At 38.2% G+C, this 18,648-nt stretch carries 19 protein-coding genes, 3 pseudogenes and 1 riboswitch; of the genes and pseudogenes, 4 read left to right on the top strand and 18 right to left on the bottom strand.

The window, feature by feature from the left end:
- Positions 1-6: 6 nt before the first annotated feature.
- Positions 7-887 (bottom strand): annotated as a pseudogene (gene sleB / locus ACEWFH_RS10505) (spore cortex-lytic enzyme).
- A 120-nt stretch (positions 888-1,007) separates the two neighbouring features.
- On the bottom strand, positions 1,008-1,688 hold the full coding sequence (gene prsW, locus ACEWFH_RS10500) for a glutamic-type intramembrane protease PrsW (RefSeq protein ID WP_473727111.1): 681 nt from the start codon (positions 1,686-1,688) through the stop codon (positions 1,008-1,010).
- A gap of 92 nt (positions 1,689-1,780) precedes the next feature.
- On the opposite strand from prsW, the gene ACEWFH_RS10495 reads away from it, so the two are divergent.
- Entirely contained in the window at positions 1,781-2,749 is a 969-nt protein-coding gene (locus ACEWFH_RS10495) for an asparaginase (RefSeq protein ID WP_473727110.1), read from the top strand.
- Between the two features lie 46 nt (positions 2,750-2,795).
- Here ACEWFH_RS10495 and ACEWFH_RS10490 read toward each other — a convergent pair.
- The 7 genes and pseudogenes from ACEWFH_RS10490 to ACEWFH_RS10460 form a co-directional block, all read right to left on the bottom strand.
- Positions 2,796-3,766 (bottom strand): annotated as a pseudogene (locus tag ACEWFH_RS10490) (YpdA family putative bacillithiol disulfide reductase); the annotation flags it as partial.
- A gap of 102 nt (positions 3,767-3,868) precedes the next feature.
- A complete protein-coding gene (locus ACEWFH_RS10485; protein ID WP_473727109.1) occupies positions 3,869-5,152 on the bottom strand; it encodes a Glu/Leu/Phe/Val family dehydrogenase in 1,284 nt (427 codons plus the stop codon).
- 461 nt (positions 5,153-5,613) lie between these two features.
- Entirely contained in the window at positions 5,614-6,531 is a 918-nt protein-coding gene (locus ACEWFH_RS10480; protein WP_473727108.1) for a D-alanine--D-alanine ligase family protein, read from the bottom strand.
- Positions 6,532-6,923: 392 nt separating this feature from the next.
- Positions 6,924-7,513, bottom strand: a pseudogene (locus tag ACEWFH_RS10475) (genetic competence negative regulator).
- Positions 7,514-7,611: 98 nt separating this feature from the next.
- Positions 7,612-8,160, bottom strand: a complete 549-nt coding sequence (locus ACEWFH_RS10470; RefSeq protein ID WP_473727107.1) for a cobalamin B12-binding domain-containing protein — start codon at positions 8,158-8,160, stop codon at positions 7,612-7,614.
- A 14-nt stretch (positions 8,161-8,174) separates the two neighbouring features.
- Positions 8,175-8,522 (bottom strand): MerR family transcriptional regulator, encoded by a 348-nt coding sequence (locus ACEWFH_RS10465; RefSeq protein ID WP_473727106.1) that lies wholly within the window; start codon positions 8,520-8,522, stop codon positions 8,175-8,177.
- Between the two features lie 391 nt (positions 8,523-8,913).
- Entirely contained in the window at positions 8,914-9,339 is a 426-nt protein-coding gene (locus ACEWFH_RS10460) for a metallophosphoesterase (protein ID WP_473727105.1), read from the bottom strand.
- Positions 9,340-9,514: 175 nt separating this feature from the next.
- On the opposite strand from ACEWFH_RS10460, the gene ACEWFH_RS10455 reads away from it, so the two are divergent.
- Positions 9,515-9,730 (top strand): hypothetical protein, encoded by a 216-nt coding sequence (locus ACEWFH_RS10455; RefSeq protein WP_473727104.1) that lies wholly within the window; start codon positions 9,515-9,517, stop codon positions 9,728-9,730.
- Positions 9,731-9,733: 3 nt separating this feature from the next.
- Here the strand turns inward: ACEWFH_RS10455 and ACEWFH_RS10450 are convergent, their stop codons facing one another.
- From ACEWFH_RS10450 to ACEWFH_RS10425, 6 genes are all read right to left on the bottom strand, one after another.
- Positions 9,734-10,222, bottom strand: a complete 489-nt coding sequence (locus ACEWFH_RS10450; RefSeq protein ID WP_473727103.1) for a DUF2663 family protein — start codon at positions 10,220-10,222, stop codon at positions 9,734-9,736.
- A gap of 90 nt (positions 10,223-10,312) precedes the next feature.
- Positions 10,313-10,621, bottom strand: coding sequence for a hypothetical protein (locus tag ACEWFH_RS10445; RefSeq protein ID WP_473727102.1), 309 nt, complete (start codon positions 10,619-10,621; stop codon positions 10,313-10,315).
- On the bottom strand, positions 10,611-11,240 hold the full coding sequence (locus tag ACEWFH_RS10440; protein WP_473727101.1) for a lysostaphin resistance A-like protein: 630 nt from the start codon (positions 11,238-11,240) through the stop codon (positions 10,611-10,613). Before ACEWFH_RS10440 ends, ACEWFH_RS10445 begins: the two co-directional genes overlap by 11 nt.
- Positions 11,241-11,274: 34 nt before the next feature.
- Positions 11,275-12,183, bottom strand: coding sequence for a helicase-related protein (locus ACEWFH_RS10435; protein ID WP_473727100.1), 909 nt, complete (start codon positions 12,181-12,183; stop codon positions 11,275-11,277).
- A 50-nt stretch (positions 12,184-12,233) separates the two neighbouring features.
- Positions 12,234-12,740 (bottom strand): DEAD/DEAH box helicase, encoded by a 507-nt coding sequence (locus tag ACEWFH_RS10430; protein WP_473727099.1) that lies wholly within the window; start codon positions 12,738-12,740, stop codon positions 12,234-12,236.
- Positions 12,718-13,788, bottom strand: a complete 1,071-nt coding sequence (locus ACEWFH_RS10425) for a YpbB family protein (protein WP_473727098.1) — start codon at positions 13,786-13,788, stop codon at positions 12,718-12,720. The genes ACEWFH_RS10430 and ACEWFH_RS10425 overlap by 23 nt, the downstream gene beginning before the upstream one ends.
- A 228-nt stretch (positions 13,789-14,016) precedes the next feature.
- On the opposite strand from ACEWFH_RS10425, the gene ACEWFH_RS10420 reads away from it, so the two are divergent.
- Positions 14,017-14,265 (top strand): ferredoxin, encoded by a 249-nt coding sequence (locus ACEWFH_RS10420; protein ID WP_066241951.1) that lies wholly within the window; start codon positions 14,017-14,019, stop codon positions 14,263-14,265.
- A 190-nt stretch (positions 14,266-14,455) separates the two neighbouring features.
- Positions 14,456-16,030 (top strand): phosphoglycerate dehydrogenase, encoded by a 1,575-nt coding sequence (gene serA, locus ACEWFH_RS10415; RefSeq protein WP_473727097.1) that lies wholly within the window; start codon positions 14,456-14,458, stop codon positions 16,028-16,030.
- Between the two features lie 57 nt (positions 16,031-16,087).
- Here serA and ACEWFH_RS10410 read toward each other — a convergent pair whose 3' ends face one another.
- From ACEWFH_RS10410 to ACEWFH_RS10400, 3 genes are all read right to left on the bottom strand, one after another.
- Positions 16,088-16,918, bottom strand: a complete 831-nt coding sequence (locus ACEWFH_RS10410) for a histidinol-phosphatase (protein ID WP_473727096.1) — start codon at positions 16,916-16,918, stop codon at positions 16,088-16,090.
- A gap of 242 nt (positions 16,919-17,160) precedes the next feature.
- On the bottom strand, positions 17,161-17,466 hold the full coding sequence (locus ACEWFH_RS10405; protein ID WP_473727095.1) for a hypothetical protein: 306 nt from the start codon (positions 17,464-17,466) through the stop codon (positions 17,161-17,163).
- 216 nt (positions 17,467-17,682) lie between these two features.
- Positions 17,683-18,090, bottom strand: coding sequence for a DUF4430 domain-containing protein (locus tag ACEWFH_RS10400; RefSeq protein ID WP_473727094.1), 408 nt, complete (start codon positions 18,088-18,090; stop codon positions 17,683-17,685).
- 370 nt (positions 18,091-18,460) lie between these two features.
- Positions 18,461-18,643, bottom strand: a riboswitch (cobalamin riboswitch).
- Positions 18,644-18,648: the final 5 nt, after the last annotated feature.

Genomic DNA, 18,648 nt, shown 5'->3' with positions numbered 1-18,648 from the left:
CCTTTATTAGTTACAGAAAATATGCTTTCCAATTTTTTTGATTTGAGGACGACCCCATATCCAGCCTGATGTAGCTGTATCCGGGTTAAAATAATATTCTGCTTCACCAGTCGGATCCCAGCCGTTCAACGCGTCCATCACTGCTTTCTTCGCTTGCGCATTTGGCGTTAAATAGATCTGGCCATCGGCTACAGCTGTGAAAGCGCCAGGTTCGAAGATTACTCCAGAGACTGTGTTAGGGAAAGAGGCACTATTTACTCGGTTGATTATAACTGCAGCTACTGCAACTTGACCGATGTATGGCTCACCACGAGCTTCACCATAAACAGCATTAGCCATCAAATTAACATCGTTCTGTGAATAGCCGTCAGGTATATTTTTTGCCGGCTTCACTTGAGCAGGTTTAGCTTTTGCTTGACTTGGTCCTTTTGTGCCTTTTGCGGTCCCACCTTTAGCTCCGCCACCCTTTGCAGCTCCGCCTTTTGCAGCCCCACTCTTCGCACTTTTCTTTTCACCGCCGTAATAAGAAAATTTCTTTCCTGAATCAATCTGCCTATTCACCCAAGCTTTATCATACTTTGAAGCTTTGGCTAACTTATTCTTTGTTGTACCCCTGCTAAACCATCGATTGGTAAACCAAACTCATATTGAAAGTTTCGTAATGCCCAATAGGTTCTCCATCCAAAAACACCATCAATGTTACCTGTGTAAAAACCTAGATATTGAAGCCTGGACTGCAGTTCAACCACATCTTCACCCGTAGCTCCTACTTGTATGACTTGGTTTGAAAATGCATGTGCATTGTTCTGCCCAAATCCAGCAAAAAGCCCAAAACAAAGGGCGATTGCAAACAATACTCCCTTTATGTAAGCTGAATTTCTTTTCATGAGAAAGTAAGCCTCCTGTAATTTAATCTCCATTTCGTGTTATACAGATATCATTTGTAATCTGTTTTATTTTATTCAGCTTTCAAAGTCTCATTGTTCACAAAAATAAAAGAAGACCGGCTAAATACCGGTCTTCGCATCTGCGTTTGAATATGGAGTTAATGCCGTATTGGCAAGTCTTACTTTCCGAAGAGCAAACCACCATAAGAAGATCATAAACGGGAACATGTAAAAGAAGATGTATTTTGTACTGGATAATAACAAGAAGTTAAATGTACCGTGCAACAAAACTGGTAAAATAAGGGATAACGAGAGGTAAATCGTTTTCTTTCTGCCAGTTGAAAACTTCCCTTTTCCTAAATAAAAACCCATGATAACACCAAATAAAGCATGACCACTTACCGGAAGAAGTGCACGCACCAGTGCTTCTTCGATCCCAAACGTATAAAGATAAAAAATGTTTTCTAAGGAAGCAAATCCTAACGATAAAGCTGTTGCATATACAATTCCATCATAGGGTTCATTAAATTCCTCATGCAGATAGGCTCCATAAAACACTAAGAACCATTTGAAAAACTCTTCAAGTGTGCCACTGACAAAAAAAGCATCAGCAAACAACGGGACGTTCATCTCTTCATTTATTCCAAACTGAATCACCATAATTGGAAAGACTAAAAGAAGACCAAATATATATACTTTGACCACTAACGATAAAGGTTCTGTTTCATATTTATCTTTTAGGTAAAAAAAGGATAATAGAGCAATAGCCGGAGCCACCGCTGCAGAGATTACAGCTAGCATGTCCTGCCTCTTTTCTACTGTTTTTTTATATCGTAACATGATATTTTAAGAAGTGGAATAGAGAACACTGAGAATTAGGGAGGGCAGCAACAATGAAAAAGATTTTACTGATTCATACCGGCGGAACCATCGCAATGGAAGAAAACAAATCAACAGGCGGCGTCAATACGAAAGAGATACATCCTTTAGAAGCAACCATTGCAGAACTATCTGATATTGCAGAAATTACGGTGAAAAACTATGTTAATCTGCCATCTCCTCATATAACACCGTCACATATGCTGGAGTTAGCCAAGTTCATTTCTATTCAAACTGATTCAGATCAGTATGATGGCATAGTAATTACACATGGTACTGATACACTAGAAGAGACAGCATATGTACTAGATCTAGTCCTTCAAACTTCAATACCTGTAATCGTGACAGGTGCTATGCGTTCAAGCAATGAACATGGATCAGATGGTCCTTACAACCTTATTTCATCTGTGAGGGTTGCTTGTGAAGAACAATCACTAGGAAAAGGCGTGCTCGTTGTATTTAACGATGAGATACACGCTGCAAAAAACGTAACAAAAACTCACACCAGCAACATCGCTACTTTTCAGAGTCCTCAATATGGACCGATCGGAATCGTTACAAAAAGAGGCGTTCTGTTTCATCATACACCACTGAAATCAAGTTCTTTTCATGTAAAGAATTTCTCCAAGAACGTCGTCTTACTTAAAGCATATGCAGGAATGGACGGCAGTTTGATTAAAGCCTCAACAAACTCTGCAGACGGTGTTGTAATTGAAGCTTTAGGACAAGGCAACTTGCCACCCGCAACGGTTCCTGCAATAACAGAACTTATTTCAAAAGGATTACCAGTTGTCCTTGTTTCCAGATGTTTTAATGGAATTGCGCAAGATATTTATTCGTATGAAGGCGGAGGAAAACATTTAAAAGAACTGGGTGCTATCTTCTCAAACGGTTTAAATGGCCAAAAAGCGAGATTAAAGCTGATGATTGCCTTAGAAAATACGAGTGATCCTGAAAAACTGCAGCAGCTTTTCCTTGAATAGCACAATAAAGAAACCGATAACCCGCATAAAGGTTATCGGTTTCTTTCTCTTCTTCTATCGTTTTAGCGATCATCTCACCGTGAAATCTTCCATTTTCAATAAAGATTTCGTTCGCATTGTTACCTGCTGCAATAACACCTGCTATAAATAGCCCTTCAACGTTTGTCTCCATCGTTTCCTCTGAATAAAAAGGCCGTCCAGTTTCTTCATGTATGCTGACTCCCATATTAGAAAGAAACTTATGGTCGGGGTGATAACCCGTCATGGCAAATACCGCATGAAAAGGGTAATACTTTTCCTTTTCACTTTCATTCACGAAAATGCCATCATTCGTAATTTTATTCACAGAAGCGTTAAATGTCATTTGAATACTACCTGTTTTCACTCCAGCCTCAAATTCTGGAAGCACCCAAGGCTTTATACTTGGTGAATATTCACTGCCTCTATAAAAGACATGCGGACGAGCTCCTGCTTTTTCCAGTTCTAACGCTGCATCTATCGCTGAATTTTTTCCGCCGATCACAGCTACATCAAGATCATAGAAAGGATGGCCTTCATTAAAATAATGATAAACGTGAGGAAGGTCTTCTCCTTCTATGTTCATCAAATTAGGGTTGTCATAGTAACCAGTTGCAATAATTACCCATTTTGCCTCATAGCTCAATGTTTCTTTTTTCGATTTATCGTTTGAATGGTAAAAGTTCCATCTGATTTTTTTGTAACAGATTCCGCTTTTTCAAAAGTGCGTACATGAAGCTTGTTTCTTTTTACGACTTCACGATAATACGTTAACGCATGAATTCTCTTAGGCTTTCTCTGTTCATGTACAAAAGGAAAATCTCCAATTTCAAGTTTTTCACTTGAGCTGAAAAACGTTTGATGGGTCGGATACTGGTAAATGGTATTCACGATGTTACCTTTTTCAATTACACAATACGAAATCCCCTTCTTTTGCAATGCTACACCAGCGGCTAACCCGCAAGGACCTCCGCCAATAATACAAACATCTATCTTCACTTCTCACCACTCCAAAAAACTCGTCATAAAAATTCTTTATTATTATTCCAAAAAAATCTCCTATCATCAATGATAGGAGATTTGGTAGGAGTTTGCAAAAGATTAAATCCATCCTCTGAAGCGAGATGCTTCAGCCATCTTACGAACACCAACCATATATGCGGCTAGTCTCATGTTTACTTTTCTGTTCATCGCAGTGGTATATACCGTATCAAAAGATTTAACCATAACTTTTTCTAGCTTTTCTTCTACTTCTTCTTCTGTCCAATAATACCCTTGGTTGTTTTGAACCCATTCAAAATAAGAAACCGTCACACCACCAGCACTAGCTAAAACATCTGGAACTAATAGAATTCCTCTTTCAGATAAAATTCTAGTCGCTTCAAGCGTTGTCGGTCCGTTTGCCGCTTCTACAACAATCGAAGCTTTGATCTGGTGTGCATTCTTTTCCGTAATTTGATTTTCAATAGCTGCAGGTACTAAAATATCGCAATCAAGTTCCAGAAGCTCTTGATTTGTAATCGTATCTTTAAATAATTTGGTTACTGTTCCAAAACTATCACGGCGTTCAAGCAAATAATCGATATCTAAGCCTTCTGGGTCAAAAAGACCGCCATAAGCATCTGAAATAGCGATTACTTTTGCGCCAGCATCATGCATGAATTTAGCAAGGAAGCTTCCTGCGTTTCCGAATCCTTGTACAACTACACGAGCACCTTCGAGTTGAATACCTTTTTTAGCTGCTGCCTCACGTATACAAATTGTAACGCCTTTAGCAGTTGCTGTTTCTCGTCCGTGAGATCCGCCTAAAACAAGTGGTTTTCCTGTGATGAATCCTGGAGAATCAAACTCTCTAATTCTGCTATATTCGTCCATCATCCATGCCATAATTTGTGAATTTGTAAATACGTCTGGAGCAGGAATGTCTTTTGTAGGTCCAACTAACTGACTGATTGCTCTTACGTACCCACGGCTTAATCTTTCAAGTTCTCTAAAAGACATTGTTCGCGGATCGCAAATGATTCCGCCTTTTCCTCCGCCGTATGGCAGATCTACAATTCCAGCTTTTAAGCTCATCCAGATTGAGAGCGCTTTTACTTCTATTTCTGATACATTCGGATGAAAACGAACGCCGCCCTTAGTTGGACCAACAGCATCATTATGCTGGGCACGATATCCTGTAAAAATTTTTGTGCTGCCGTCATCCATTTTTACCGGGATTCGAACAGTCAACATTCGAATCGGCTCTTTTAATAACTCATAAACTTCGGAAGAGTATCCTAATTTATCGAGCGCATCCGCGATTACGGATTGCGTGGATTGGAGCACATTGTCATTTTCATGATGATTGTCGGATTTTTGGTCTGTAGTATTTTGGGCTGTCATTTGTTTACCTCCCATATTCGTCACCTCTAGAGTTTAATCAAGCTTCTTTACATCCTAATTGTATAACGCTTTCATTTCCATGAAACACCTTTACTATAGTGAATAAATTGAACTAAATCAAGCTATTTTCGTTAATTTTTAGTAGGATTTTATATCTATACGCATCTATTAATTTTATTGCGTAGATAATTAATAACTCTAGCCTTTCAATGATAGAAATTAACTGAATTTTAAGGCTTTAAACAAGTGTTTCTAAGTGATTTTAGTATGACCACGGTACACAGAAAACATAATGACGAGAATGTATACCCATACAAAGCTCTCATGGCCTTAATTATATGATTTCTGTGAGAAGCAAATCAAAAAACAATGATTTATAAATCAAATGGGGAAACGGCATGTCCAATTTTTGTATCCCCGCTTTCTATTGAAAACGGGGACCTTAGATACTCTATAATTTCTTATTTCTTTAGTGATAGTTCAATTAGTTTTTCAATCATTGACGGATAATCCATCCCAATCTCTTTTGCAGCATCAGGATACAGACTTGTCGGTGTCATACCCGGGAGCGTATTTACTTCTAAAATAACAGGTTCTGATCCATCGTGAGGCACGATAAAATCAACACGTGAATAAACTTCACACCCTAGCACCTCATGAGCCAGAACAGCCTGTTTTTGCAACAACGCTGTTGTTTTTTCATCAAGTCGTGCGGGAACATAGTGGATACTTCCACCTTCTGCGTACTTTGATTCATAATCATAATACGCATTTTTCGGTTCGATCTCGACAACAGGAAGAGCTTTATAGTTATCATGTTCCCCCATAACCGCTACAGTAACCTCTTTCCCGCTTACAAATTGCTCAACGAGAATCGTATCATCGTGTAGGAACGCTTCAGCAATTCCTTTAAGAAGTTCTTCATGATTTTTCGCAATTGTCAGACCTATTGTAGATCCTTCTCTGTTCGGTTTAACTACTGCTGGAAAATCAAAAGAAAGCTCCAATTGATCCTCAACATATGATTTTCTGTAAAGTACCTTCTCTTTAGCGATATTAATGCCTGCATCTTTAAAGAACTGCTTGGATTTAGCTTTATCCATAGCAATACCTGATGCTAATGCACCCGATCCTACATATGGAATCTCTAGCATATCTAACAGTCCTTGTAATCTGCCGTCTTCTCCATACTTACCATGAAGTCCTAGAAAAACGACATCTGCTTCTAGATTTAGTAAGTCATTGAGTCGCGATGGATGGAAATCAATACCTGTAACATCATGCCCTTTGCTTTCAAGCGCAGAAATGATCTGCTTTCCTGTAGATAGGGATACTTCGCGTTCAGCAGATACACCGCCATATAATACTGCAATTTTCATCGTAATGGTCACTCCTAGCCCAAAAGTTTATGTATATATTATATTCCCTGCCGTCATAACGGTTCAGTGGATGAAAAAATATTAATAATCATAACACGTTTACTCTTTAGTTTCACAATGATATATACATGATAAAAATAAATGATCTTTTATAATTGTCTCCTTAAGCAAACTTTGTTGCCCTTGAAAGTAGTTGATTTCCGTTACAGGATGCTCGCTTTCCGTGGGGCGTGCGGTGAGCCTCCTTGAAAACGGACATCCAAGAAAGTATCCTTGCTCCTGCGTCTACACGCACCTTGCACTCCAACAACGTGTTAAAGAAGAGAATTGAAACAACTTACTTAAAGCCAAAATAAATAAGGACGCAAAAATTTGCGCCCTCTCTTTTGTTTTTACTTGAAATAACGGTACAGTTCACTGATTGCATCAGTTTTCATCAACTGTTTTCCATACTCAATTACTCTGTAGCTAGTTATTGTTGATGAGCTGCCGAACTCAGCAAGAAGAGCAATGAATAGATCAAGGTCTACTGGTTTGACTTCATCTTCTTCAAACTTTAAGTAAAAGTGATTATTAAAAGAATACAGAGTACCACCTTTAATCTCTAGAGAGTGAAGACGTTTTGCAAGCAAAATAACATCTTCAAATGATGAAAATTCGTAAAAAATCTCGTCGTTCTCATCTAAGGTAACCTGCATTTCTATATAATCTTCATCATATTCTTCTTCAAGTTCATACTCATTGATACCTTTAGTAACAATAACAACCATACCTTGAGCTGGAAGTGAAAAGACTTCAACCGCAATAGGACCATCAGCTTTAAATCCTACTTCATCATCAGCTTCAGTCATCATATCACGGAAAAGCTGATGAACTTTCGAATATCCTGCCATATTTCTTCCTTAGAAATACCACGTTCATTCAGATCATCAAAAGTTAGGAAGATTTTTATTTTGTTATAGGTTAACCGTTCTACCCGCATCTCTGGTCCCCCTTACGATCGGCGCTATTATGTCTTAATATCAATATATGAGTTTGTAAAAAGTTGGTGATAAACATCCAAGCAAATAATACCAAAAGTTAAATATTTTTCAGATTCTGAGAAATCCAGTCGTCCCATTCCACTTTTGCACTTCCGATTAGATATGGTTCATAATTTTCTTGAATATCTGATGGTAATTGGCTGATAGCCGATCCTCCAACACCAAATGCGATATTTGGGAACTGCTCTTTCAGTCCGTTTACCCATTGAAGTGTTTTGGTAGAATTATTTGCAATCGTACACGAGAAAAACACCATTTTTGGTTCTACTTCTTTAATTACAACCTCAAAATCTTCTTTTGGTATTCCATGACCTAAGTATATAACTTCAAATCCTTTTCTTCTTAAAAACAAAGTAAACATAAGAAGACCCAATTCATGTTCTTCATCTAGTCCGCATGCTGCAATAACCTTTGGCAGATAAGGATCGGATGGAAGCCATTGAATAAGTTGTCCAATTTTACTCCTTAAAAAGGATGAAGTAAAATGTTCGTGCGCTACTGTGATTTTCTGTTCTTCCCACAGATGTCCTACGCGTACTAATAATGTGCCCAAAATATCAATTATGACTTTTTCCAAATTATACATACTAAATGCTTGACTCAAAAGATCGTTTGCTTTTTTTCTTGAAACGTTAATAGCGCATCTAATATCATGTTGCTCATTTCAGCTGCTCGATCTGTATTTTCACCTGCAAATGGAACCGCTTCTTTATAAAGTTCCCCATTTTGCGCAACGTCAACCGCTTGACTGATTGTAAACCCCTGATTCACTTTATTTACTAGCCATTTTAATATGTATACTTGTTCGTCGGTGTATAATCTATGGCCAGCTTCGTTACGATTAGGCTGAACAATAGAATAGCGTCTTTCCCAAGCTCTTAATGTACCTGCTTGAATGCCAAGCATCTTAGAAACCGCTTTAATGTTATATTTCCCTTCACTAGGCATCCGTTCTTCCTCCAATAAATAGGTTAAGAAGAGTATATCTAATAAATCATTATACTGTAAACTTTTTACCTTGTAAGTGAAAGTAAATGCGTTTGACTTGGTGCACCGAATCGGAGGGGCAAATGGGTAGCACCATAGCCGTTACTCACTAAAAGCATGTGTGTTTCCTCTTTATACCAGCCGCCTCTCTTAGCTATTCCGAGCGGTCCTAGACGGATTTGCCCTCCGTGTGTATGGCCTGTTAAAACGAGCTGGATATTGTGATGTCTTTCAATGCTTTTTGATATATCAGGATTATGACTGATTAAAACTCTGCAAGAAGAACGGCAATCTTGTAATGCATCTTCTAATGAAGAATAACCTAAAGATGTATCATTTACGCCAAGGAAGTCTATCTCCTCATTATTTTTTTCATGCTGAAACTTGAATTATCAAGTATTCGAGCTCCCTGTTTTACGATCGTAGCCGCAAGCTGTGCAGGTTCTACATCATAATCGTTATTCCCCCATACAAAGAAAACAGGACCCAATTTCGAAAGCAGCTTTATGTTATCTTCTACCCTTTTCATTGGAACTCCTTTTTCAACAAGATCTCCTCCGATTATGACCACATCTGCTTTTTGTGCTGCATGAATAACTTCTTCAGATATCCTTCGTTTATGAACATCCGAAATAAAAAAGATTCTGAAGTTTTCAAATGATTTTGGCAGCTTGTCAATCTTAACTGAATCATATATGACACGATTTCGGTGTGCCTCAATATACATATATAGTAACAGTAAAAAAACAACAGCGATAAATAAATATATAAAGATCATTATGGCCTCCTGCAACGGTTTAAATGATCATATCATACAAATCAAAACCATCCTAAAGTGAAAGAACACCCTTTAAATTTTTTGAATATTTAAAAAAGATTAGTTGAAAAATTTGTAAATTTACCGTATGATTAATTTACATGATTAACCAAAATAATAGGAGAGGAAAAACATCATGACATTAACTAAATTAAAAAATAAGTCTCTCATTACAGACCTGGATTTATCTTACAGCATGCGTCTTGGACTTCCGATCGAAGTGTATTGCACTGAAAAACATGAAACTCTTGCATTCGGTAGAATCGATCATTTTTGTGAAATGACAGTGGTTATACAAGGTCAGCGCCACGATCGGGATTCTTGTTTATTTTTCGGTTGTCCTTGTCAGTAAAACTTATTTGTGAAGAATATTGATGTTATATTCTTTTTTCATAAACTCAAAAACAATGTGCCTCTGATCCCATTGATCCTCATCACTCCACCATTCTTCATTACGATCTATGAAATCTTTTCTGATCGCTTCAAAATCATCGTCAGCTTTTTTGTACTTCTTTTTCATCCAAATCATATAAAAGCTTGAGAAAATAAGAAAACCTGTACAAATCCACACCATCTCATCCGTAAACAATAAAGTTAGAGGATTTGCAAACATTGAGGCTGTGGGAAGTTTATAATAATAAAGATAAACGAAGGTAGCTATCACAACAAAAATCATAGATAAACCCCACTGATTAATCGCTTTTTTCCATCTGTCTTTCTCTGCTTTTTGTCCACAAGCTGCGCTAGAACCATGCTTGTCAACTCGTTTACAAAGGGCTTTATCTTCCAGTGATTCAATGCATTCATACGCATAACCTCCTGTAAAATAACTATGCCTATACAAGCAGATTCATGCTTTTTAATAAACGCTAATTTGCTATCATTATTAACCTAGCTTATATATAAGAAAAGACCGTCAGTTTCCTGACGGTCTTTAACGTTCGATTTCTACTTGCTCAACACCTTTTTTGTCCTCACTATGTACAGGTGTATACATATTCTCTGACCATATTTTATAAGTTAGGGTAATTCCAATCAAAAGGATAAATGCGCCTAAAAGTAGACGTGTGGCCAAAAATGTTGTTTTCCTTTTTACCTTTTTGGTTTCCTTCTGCTTTTTTTGACTTTCCCTTCTTTTTCCGTGCACTTCACTTCTAGACGGCAAAGAGGGAGCGTTTAGGTTACCAGCATTTTGGCAATCTTCAGCTTGTTTTCTTAAGTTCTCAGCTTGATCATTCGTCATCCTGATCCACACTCCATTCCTCGCTGTCTTTGTTATCGTTTTTGTTTTTGCTTTGTCCTGCAATCCAGCAACCTGATATAAAATCAATTAAAAAATGAGCGAAAAAAGGAACCCAAATGTTTTCTGTCCATTCATATATCAAACCGAGCCAAAAGCTAAGACCAGTAACAATACTAAATAGAACTGGTTTTTTAATATACCTGACATGCAAAACAGCGAAAATGATACTTGTTAAAACTAGGCCTACTAAAGGTTGAAGTACTCCTCGAAATAACCATTCTTCAGCAAAAGCGATAATTCCTGTCAGAATAAGAATATGCGGATAAGAAAGCGAACTGAATATTTTTTCATTTATCCCGCCATCATCTAAAGAATCAGAGTGAAGCCGTTTCTTTAACTGTATTGATAAAAAAGGTAAAAACAAACCTGTTCCTATAGCGAGGAACCACTCATTAGCAGAGAGAGAGATCTGGTGTAAGTACCAGGGAAATGGAACTTTAAATAGAATTGCTATGCCTAATGCTGCCGCTATAAATAAACTTTGTGAAAGATAAACGTTCAATAACAGCTCTTTAGGTGTGATTTGATTGATCCAGTTGTTCTTAACAGGTCTGCTCATGCTTATTTCTACACTTCCTGTCTGAATAGTCGTTTTAGTTCATCTTCCCATCGTTCATACGAAGTGTTAAGTTGGTCATGATTCCCATAAAAAGGGAGATCTCAGCTTCACAGTTGCTGCAGCAGAAGTCTATTTCTTCAGGTTCGTCTTCACCAAAATAGTTCAGCAGTCCCTTTCGTTTGCAATCCTTACTGGCAGCCCACGTTTCAACCATTTGTAAGGACTTTATCTTTTCAGCTTTTCTTTGTTCGATCCTCTTTTTCAGTTTCAATTTTAACGGGGTTTTCTCCTCGACTAAAATGTTTGATCTGTTCAAAAGACCCGATTTATTTAAATGATACTCCATAAAGCGGTGGCCCGTTTCTGATAGACCCGCAAGCTGCATCTTTTCTGAAAACGTAAGCTGATTTAAATGTTCGTGATCTGAAAACAGATATTCGACCTGTGCAGCGTCTGGCAGTTCTTGATCAATAAAATGATACGGAATTTCAAGATCAGCGGGATGATACAGCAAAATTGCTGCAGATTGTTTTGAATCCCTTCCTGCTCTCCCAATCTCCTGAATATAGCCCTCTATTGTAGATGGGGTGTGAAAATGAATAACATATCGAATGTCTGCTTTATTTATACCCATTCCGAATGCATTTGTACAAACAATTAAATTCAATTGAGATTTAAGAAACTGCTTTTGAACAAGCAGCCTTTCATCTGGATCCATACCGCCGTGATAATATGAGACATCGTTCACTCCATTATTTTGCAACGCCACAACAAGCTGTTCGGCAGCATTCCTCGTATTCGTATAAATAATCCCAGGTCCTTTTAAATTTTCAACAAGTTTCATAGCACGTTCAAATTTTTGTTCATACTCATCAAAAGACTCAACAAAGATAGATATGTTAGGACGATTGACACTATGAACGTGTATCTTAGCATCATGCATGTCCAAATGCTGCAGAATATCGTTTCTGACCTTTGGTGTTGCAGTGGCAGTTAAAGCGAGACAAAGGGGTTTCCCATCTCTTTTTTCATATCTGCCAAGTCTAAGTAAAAGGGGCGAAATTCATGACCCCATTGTGAGATGCAGTGGGCCTCATCGACTACAAATAATGACCAATCTACCGATAACAGGATGGAACGAATAAAAGGGTTCTGAATAATTTCAGGACTGACAAACACAAATTGATAGTTTTTCATTTGTTTTAAGATTACTTGTTTCTCGCCGTGGTTTAAGAAACTGTTCAGAGCAACCGTTCTTTTAAAGCCCGCCTGTTTAAACTGATCTACCTGATCTTGCATCAAAGATACGAGCGGGGATACAACGAGCGCCCTGCCTTTCAATAAATTAGCAGCCATCTGATAAATTAGTGTTTTCCCTGTCCCTGTTGGAAGCATGCCTAACACATCGTGCCCTTTAAGCAGGTCCGAAATGATTTCTCTTTGTCCAGGTCTAAACTCCGAAAAGCCATATAGTTGTTTAAGCGCTGCTTCCAGTTGCATGTTTTCCACCTTCTTTTGCCAATACCAGCCTTATTTGCAAATACGAAAGATGAGGAAATGCATCTTTAATGGGCCGGAGTTTATTTTCTTTCGTTCTATTGTAAAACTTTTTTACGTTCTGAATCTCTTCTTCTTTAATAAAAGAATGAATGGAGAAGTCGGGGATTTCGCGCGCGAACTCCACAAGGTGGTCTTCAATTGTACTAGCCTTTATGTTCCTTATTTCCATGATTTCTTGAAGTGTCTTTCCTTTGTTCAGCATTTCGTATGTACGCGACGCAGATTTTGTAAGTGCTGGAATGTCAGTTAAGGAACAAAACAAGGAATGGAATACCGGAAATTGCTGTTTTTTGACAGCAGCATTTTGAATAAACACGTGCAGTACTGATCGGAAACGAAGAATCGCTTCTCTTTGACTAATGCCTGTTTCTCGCGTAGCTTGTTCAAAGGTACTCCCGATACGATTGTATCCGGACAGCTTCTTCACAAAAACATCTGCAGATAGAGGGTCATGAATCAAGAGCAATCGCGACATCTCATAGTAAAGAGATTCAGCTTTTTCTTTTCTTTCTATTCCAGATCTCGGAAATAAACTTTTAACTTTTTGAACGGCCAGGTGGTCTCTAACGATTGGAGAGTAGTCAACATTGTCATATAGAGAGTTTGAGAGTGCTTGCACATATAGAGTAAGAACTTGCCAGCATGCAGTCTCGATAGATGCATATTTTAAGCCGTTCAAATTATTTAAGAATGAAAGTCTTTCTTTTTCATTTAGAAGGACTTGTTCCCCTGTTTTGGTGATTACGTATTCCTGATCTCCATCTGAAACAATCCATTTTTCATTCAAAAGAGCCTCTATTGTCTCTGTGTATGCAGCATACGTTATACCTTTTAATGAGGCATAATAGTGCTCAATACCAAACCATTGACTATCAGACAAAGACTGAGAGGTTTTCTTTCCTGTAAGAATATAATAAATACCTGTACTTTTTCTGCTGCCGTTCACTCTATACAATGTATCTAATAAAACAACATGACAAATATCCATAATAAATCACCACACGATATCATATAATCTATCTTATCAGATTTAAGGAAATTTAAGAGTAAAAGTGTTATATTTTGAGGAAGGATGGGAATAAAAGATATGATGAGGATACTAATTTTCTATTGAAAAGTAGAGGGATACTTATTACAATATGATTAGTAGACCCTTAATTTAAAATGGTTAAATATGTAAGCGGGTATTTTTTCAATTCCTTAGGAGGTATTCACTATGCCAAAGTATACGATTGTTGACAAAGAAACTTGTATCGCATGTGGAGCATGCGGAGCTGCAGCACCAGACATTTACGATTATGACGACGAAGGAATTGCGTTCGTAACTCTAGACGATAACCAAGGAATCGTTGAAATTCCAGATGTATTGTTAGAAGACATGCAAGACGCTTTTGAAGGTTGTCCTACCGACTCCATCAAAGTTGCTGAAGATCCTTTTGATGGTGATGCATTAAAATACGAATAGTTACAAGTTTCCATCAAACCCTCTTTTAGAGGGTTTTTTCTTTATTTTATTAAGGATGATTCTCATTGTCAATTAGTTTTCTGGATTTTGAAACCGCTATCTTAAAAATCATAGTTGTACCCTTCTTCAGAATGTGTTAAATTATCAAAATATTGATAATACTTATTTAGAAAAATCAAGGGGTGGAACTGTGACAGCAACCATATTAGTATGTGATGGAATTACGAGTGATGGAGTTGAACCATTAGTAAAGCTTGAAGGCGTTGAACTTATCTTTGGAAAGCTTGAGGATATTGAGCAACCTGAAAACATTCAGGGCATCATGGTAAGAAGTGCAACGAAAATCACTGAGGCTGTTTTAGAGAAATTGTCTGGACTTCAGATCGTCGCACGCGCTGGTGTAGGAGTCGATAACATCGACATTAATGCTGCTACTAAAAGAGGCGTTCTTGTCGTAAATGCACCTGAAGGAAATACCATATCAACGGCAGAACACACATGGGCAATGATGATGTCTTTAGTACGCAATATCCCCCAAGCTAATCAATCAGTTAAACAAGGTGAATGGAATCGAAAAAAATATACTGGTCAAGAACTATACCAAAAAACACTCGGTATAATAGGTATGGGACGGATTGGTTCAGAACTTGCAAAACGTGCGAAAAGCTTTTCCATGAACGTGCTTGTTTTTGATCCGTATTTTTCTGCGGAAAAACAAAAAGAACTATCTGTTACTTCTGTTGACCTTGACACGCTTATTCAACAAAGTGACATCATGACCGTTCATACCCCGCTTACAAAAGATACCCGTAAACTATTAAATTATGACAATTTAAAACTTGCTAAAAAAGGTGCATTTGTCCTGAATTGTGCACGTGGTGGCATCATTGACGAAGAAGCACTTCTCCATTATTTAGAAAACGAGCACCTTTCTGGCTGTGCATTGGATGTGTTTGAACAAGAACCGCCAGTAAGCCGTTCGTTGATCGATCATCCCAATGTCATTGTTACCCCGCATATCGCCGCTTCAACTGTCCAAGCACAGAAGAATGTGGCATACATGGCAAGTGATGAAATTAGATCTTATCTCTTAAACCAGCCATTAAAACATGCTGTGAATTTCCCATCATTATCTAAAGACACCTACGAAAAGCTGATCGCTTATTATGATTTTTCCAACCTTCTTGGTTCGTTTACAACTCAATTTTTTAAAGAACCTGTTTTAGAGATTTCCATCGGTTACGGTGGATCATTATCAGAAACCGATACAACTTCACTCACACGCAGTTTTCTTTGTGGATTTTTAAAAACGAGACTTGACCGGCCAGTTAACGATGTTAACAGTATGGTTGCAGCGAAAGAACAAGGCATTGTGGTTGGAGAAAAACATGGAACTAAAGACCATGGTTATCCAAACATCATTCATGTAAAAGTAACGGGTGTCAATAAGACATTTACCCTTTCTGCTACACTAGTTAAAGGTTTCGGTGGTCGTATTATACAGTTAAACGGCTATACGGTAGACTTTGTTCCTCAAGGTTCTCTTCTGTACATTGAACACAGTGACACTCCAGGGATCATCGGGAAAGTTGGAGCGTTTTTAGGTGAAAGAAACATTAACATTGCTACGATGCACGTTGGAAGAAAATCAGCTGGCGGAGAAGCGATGATGGTTTTAACATTTGATAACCAGCTGCCGGAATCCACACAAAAGGAGCTTGCAAGTATTGAAGACCTGCTCGTTTGTAAACCGCTAGACTTGTAAGTAAGAAAGATTAAAAGCTCTGCATTACATCATGCAGAGCTTTTTTGTATGTTTTGTTTACCTTGTAAGAGTGTTCTTTACCCCAACTCCACTTCTTTTCTCTCCACCTCTAAACGTCATGAGTTTCGTGTATCCGGTCTCTTTGGCTAACTTAATAGATGCTTCATAGTTTTCTCCAACCTGATGAGGTTCATGAGCGTCAGAAGAAAGTACGATTGGTATTCCTTTCTCATAGCAAAGAGAAAGCAACTCTGGTTCAGGATATAGCCTCCCAACAGGTTTCCGAAGTCCAGCAGATGAGATCTCCACACATGTCTTTGAACGGCTTAGAGCATCGGTAACACGGTCATATTGTTGTAATAAGAATTCTTTATCGGTAGGAACATAGTTAAAGATCTTCACAAGATCAAGGTGCCCCACAATATCAAATAGGTTTGATTCAGCAAGCGTAACAATCTGATCATAATAAGCACGATACGTTTCATAGAGATCACGACGGTCCCATTCTTTCCGGTACTCTGCCAAATCTATCCCAAAATCGTCTACCCAGTGAACAGATCCGATCACATAATCAAAGGGATAAGATTTAATGAACGCTGCCATCTCCTCATGGCTTCCCGGTGTATAATCCATCTCAATAGACATTTTAACGTCCATACCTAATCGATTAGCTTGATTAAACAAGTTCACATAGTCATCCATTTTGTAATAGCGTCTTTCTTCCATCCATGGTTTTGATACAATATTCTTTGTTTCATAAAAGTGATAAGCGTGTTCTGAAATTCCAAATTCTTGAATTCCTTTTTCTTTTGCAATGTCTACAAATTGCTTTAGATAGTCAATTGTTAAAGTGCCTTTTTCCAGATGAGAATGGTAATCCGTTAGCATATTAATCTCCTTTTTAAAAACGTTTTACCATATGTATCATGAATATCTGTTTCAATCAAGAGTTTATGCTCCTAATTTAACCCCAATAAATAATACGCTTAGACACATCATTAAAAATAGCACTGCAAAAAAACGATTTAAATAGTCTCTCATTTTGTCCTCCTAAAGAATTGTTGAATCAACTTTATCATCCTATTCAAATATGACTTTTTTTGAACCATTTTTTGCAGAAAAAAAGCTCCCTATTCAAAGGCAGCTTTTTGGCTTACATCTTTATTAATATGTGTCTCCATTACGTATAAGAGAGGTTTATACAAAACGATAAAGAATACGACGTTTCCAATAGCATGATTTAGGTCGAATGGCAGACCGGCTAAATAATACGGCCAAAATTTCTGCATGATGATTCCGCCCATAAGAACGGACATGATGAAACCAAATAAAAAGCCGCAGAACCCTGCATATATGGGTAAAATCAACCATGGAATGTTGTGGCGGTACTTTCCTATAAACCCGCTCATTACGGCAATCAGGCCCCAAGCAATCATCTGTCCGAACGTCCATAGTCCATGCCCTAAAAAAGATTAGTCGTCAATGTGCTTATTATGGCTAGTATAAGCCCTTGAATCGGACCAAGTACAAACGATGCCAATATGAGTATAGTTGTGTTTGGCTGAACATTTGGTATCATTGCAAACGCTATTCTGCCTATTGTCAAAATAGCGGCAAGCAAAGCGATGATCGTTATTCTTTTAACCGTCAGCCTATTCATACTTGTGGAAATCAAATTCAACAATATCGCCAGGTTTTAAAGTGATTTCCTTTGCACCTTTCATCGCTTCTTCTCCGTTAACAGAAAAGAACCAAGATGTTTTATCCTGTTCGTTGCCTGCAACTCCTTCAATACTGCTTATAAAAGCACCGTCGTATTGCGTTTCAATCTTAAAGTTATCCTGCATCACGTCCATGATGGTTGCATCCTTTGTTAAATCCACTTTCTTTTCAGTTACCTTTTCTTTTCCGTTATCTTTTGTGATCTGGACCGTTACCTGTTCTTTTTTCGTTTCTTCTTGCTTTGGCTGATCTGCGGTTTCCTTCGTTTCAGTCGTTCCACAGCCAACCATCATCATCATCATCATTGTCGCAAGTACTAATAGTAGTTTTTTCATCATGAACCTCTTCCTTGTCTTTGATTAAGGCTTTCCCAAAAACAATGTTGCTCTTGAAAGTAGCTGATTTCCGCTCCAGGATGCTCGCTTTCCGCGGGGTGTGCGGTTAGCCTCCTAGCGCTCTGCGCTATTAGGAGTCTTACCTGTCCCACTCATCCCGCAGGGAGTCTCGCATCTTGCACTCCAATCAACTTGTCAGTGTAGGGACTGGCATGACCAAGAAGCAACAATCTTAACAGAAGGACCTTATTTTAAAAATAAATTTACGTATAACTAAAAAATCCCCTTCGTCTACGAAGGAGATTAATAGTATACAGGCAGAAAACAGCAGCCGGCTCTCCGGCACTGTTAAACACCCCTATCCTCGTAGGTCATGTCATGTAACAAACAGGCAGGTCTCCTGGCTCTTGATCATCGTCTCCTAACGCCTTCCCATTTTCACAGTGGCGGTGGTTTAGGATTCTCACAATTACAGTGGCGGGACCGCAACGGCATTTAACCGTTTTCCCTATTAAGCTGTCCAATACTGGACTGCACCTGTTTAACACTTATGAATTTTTT

Source organism: Fictibacillus sp. EA-CB0309 (genome assembly GCF_055814265.1).
Note: the sequence above shows the minus strand (reverse complement) of the source record. Positions and strands in the feature narration are given on the sequence as shown.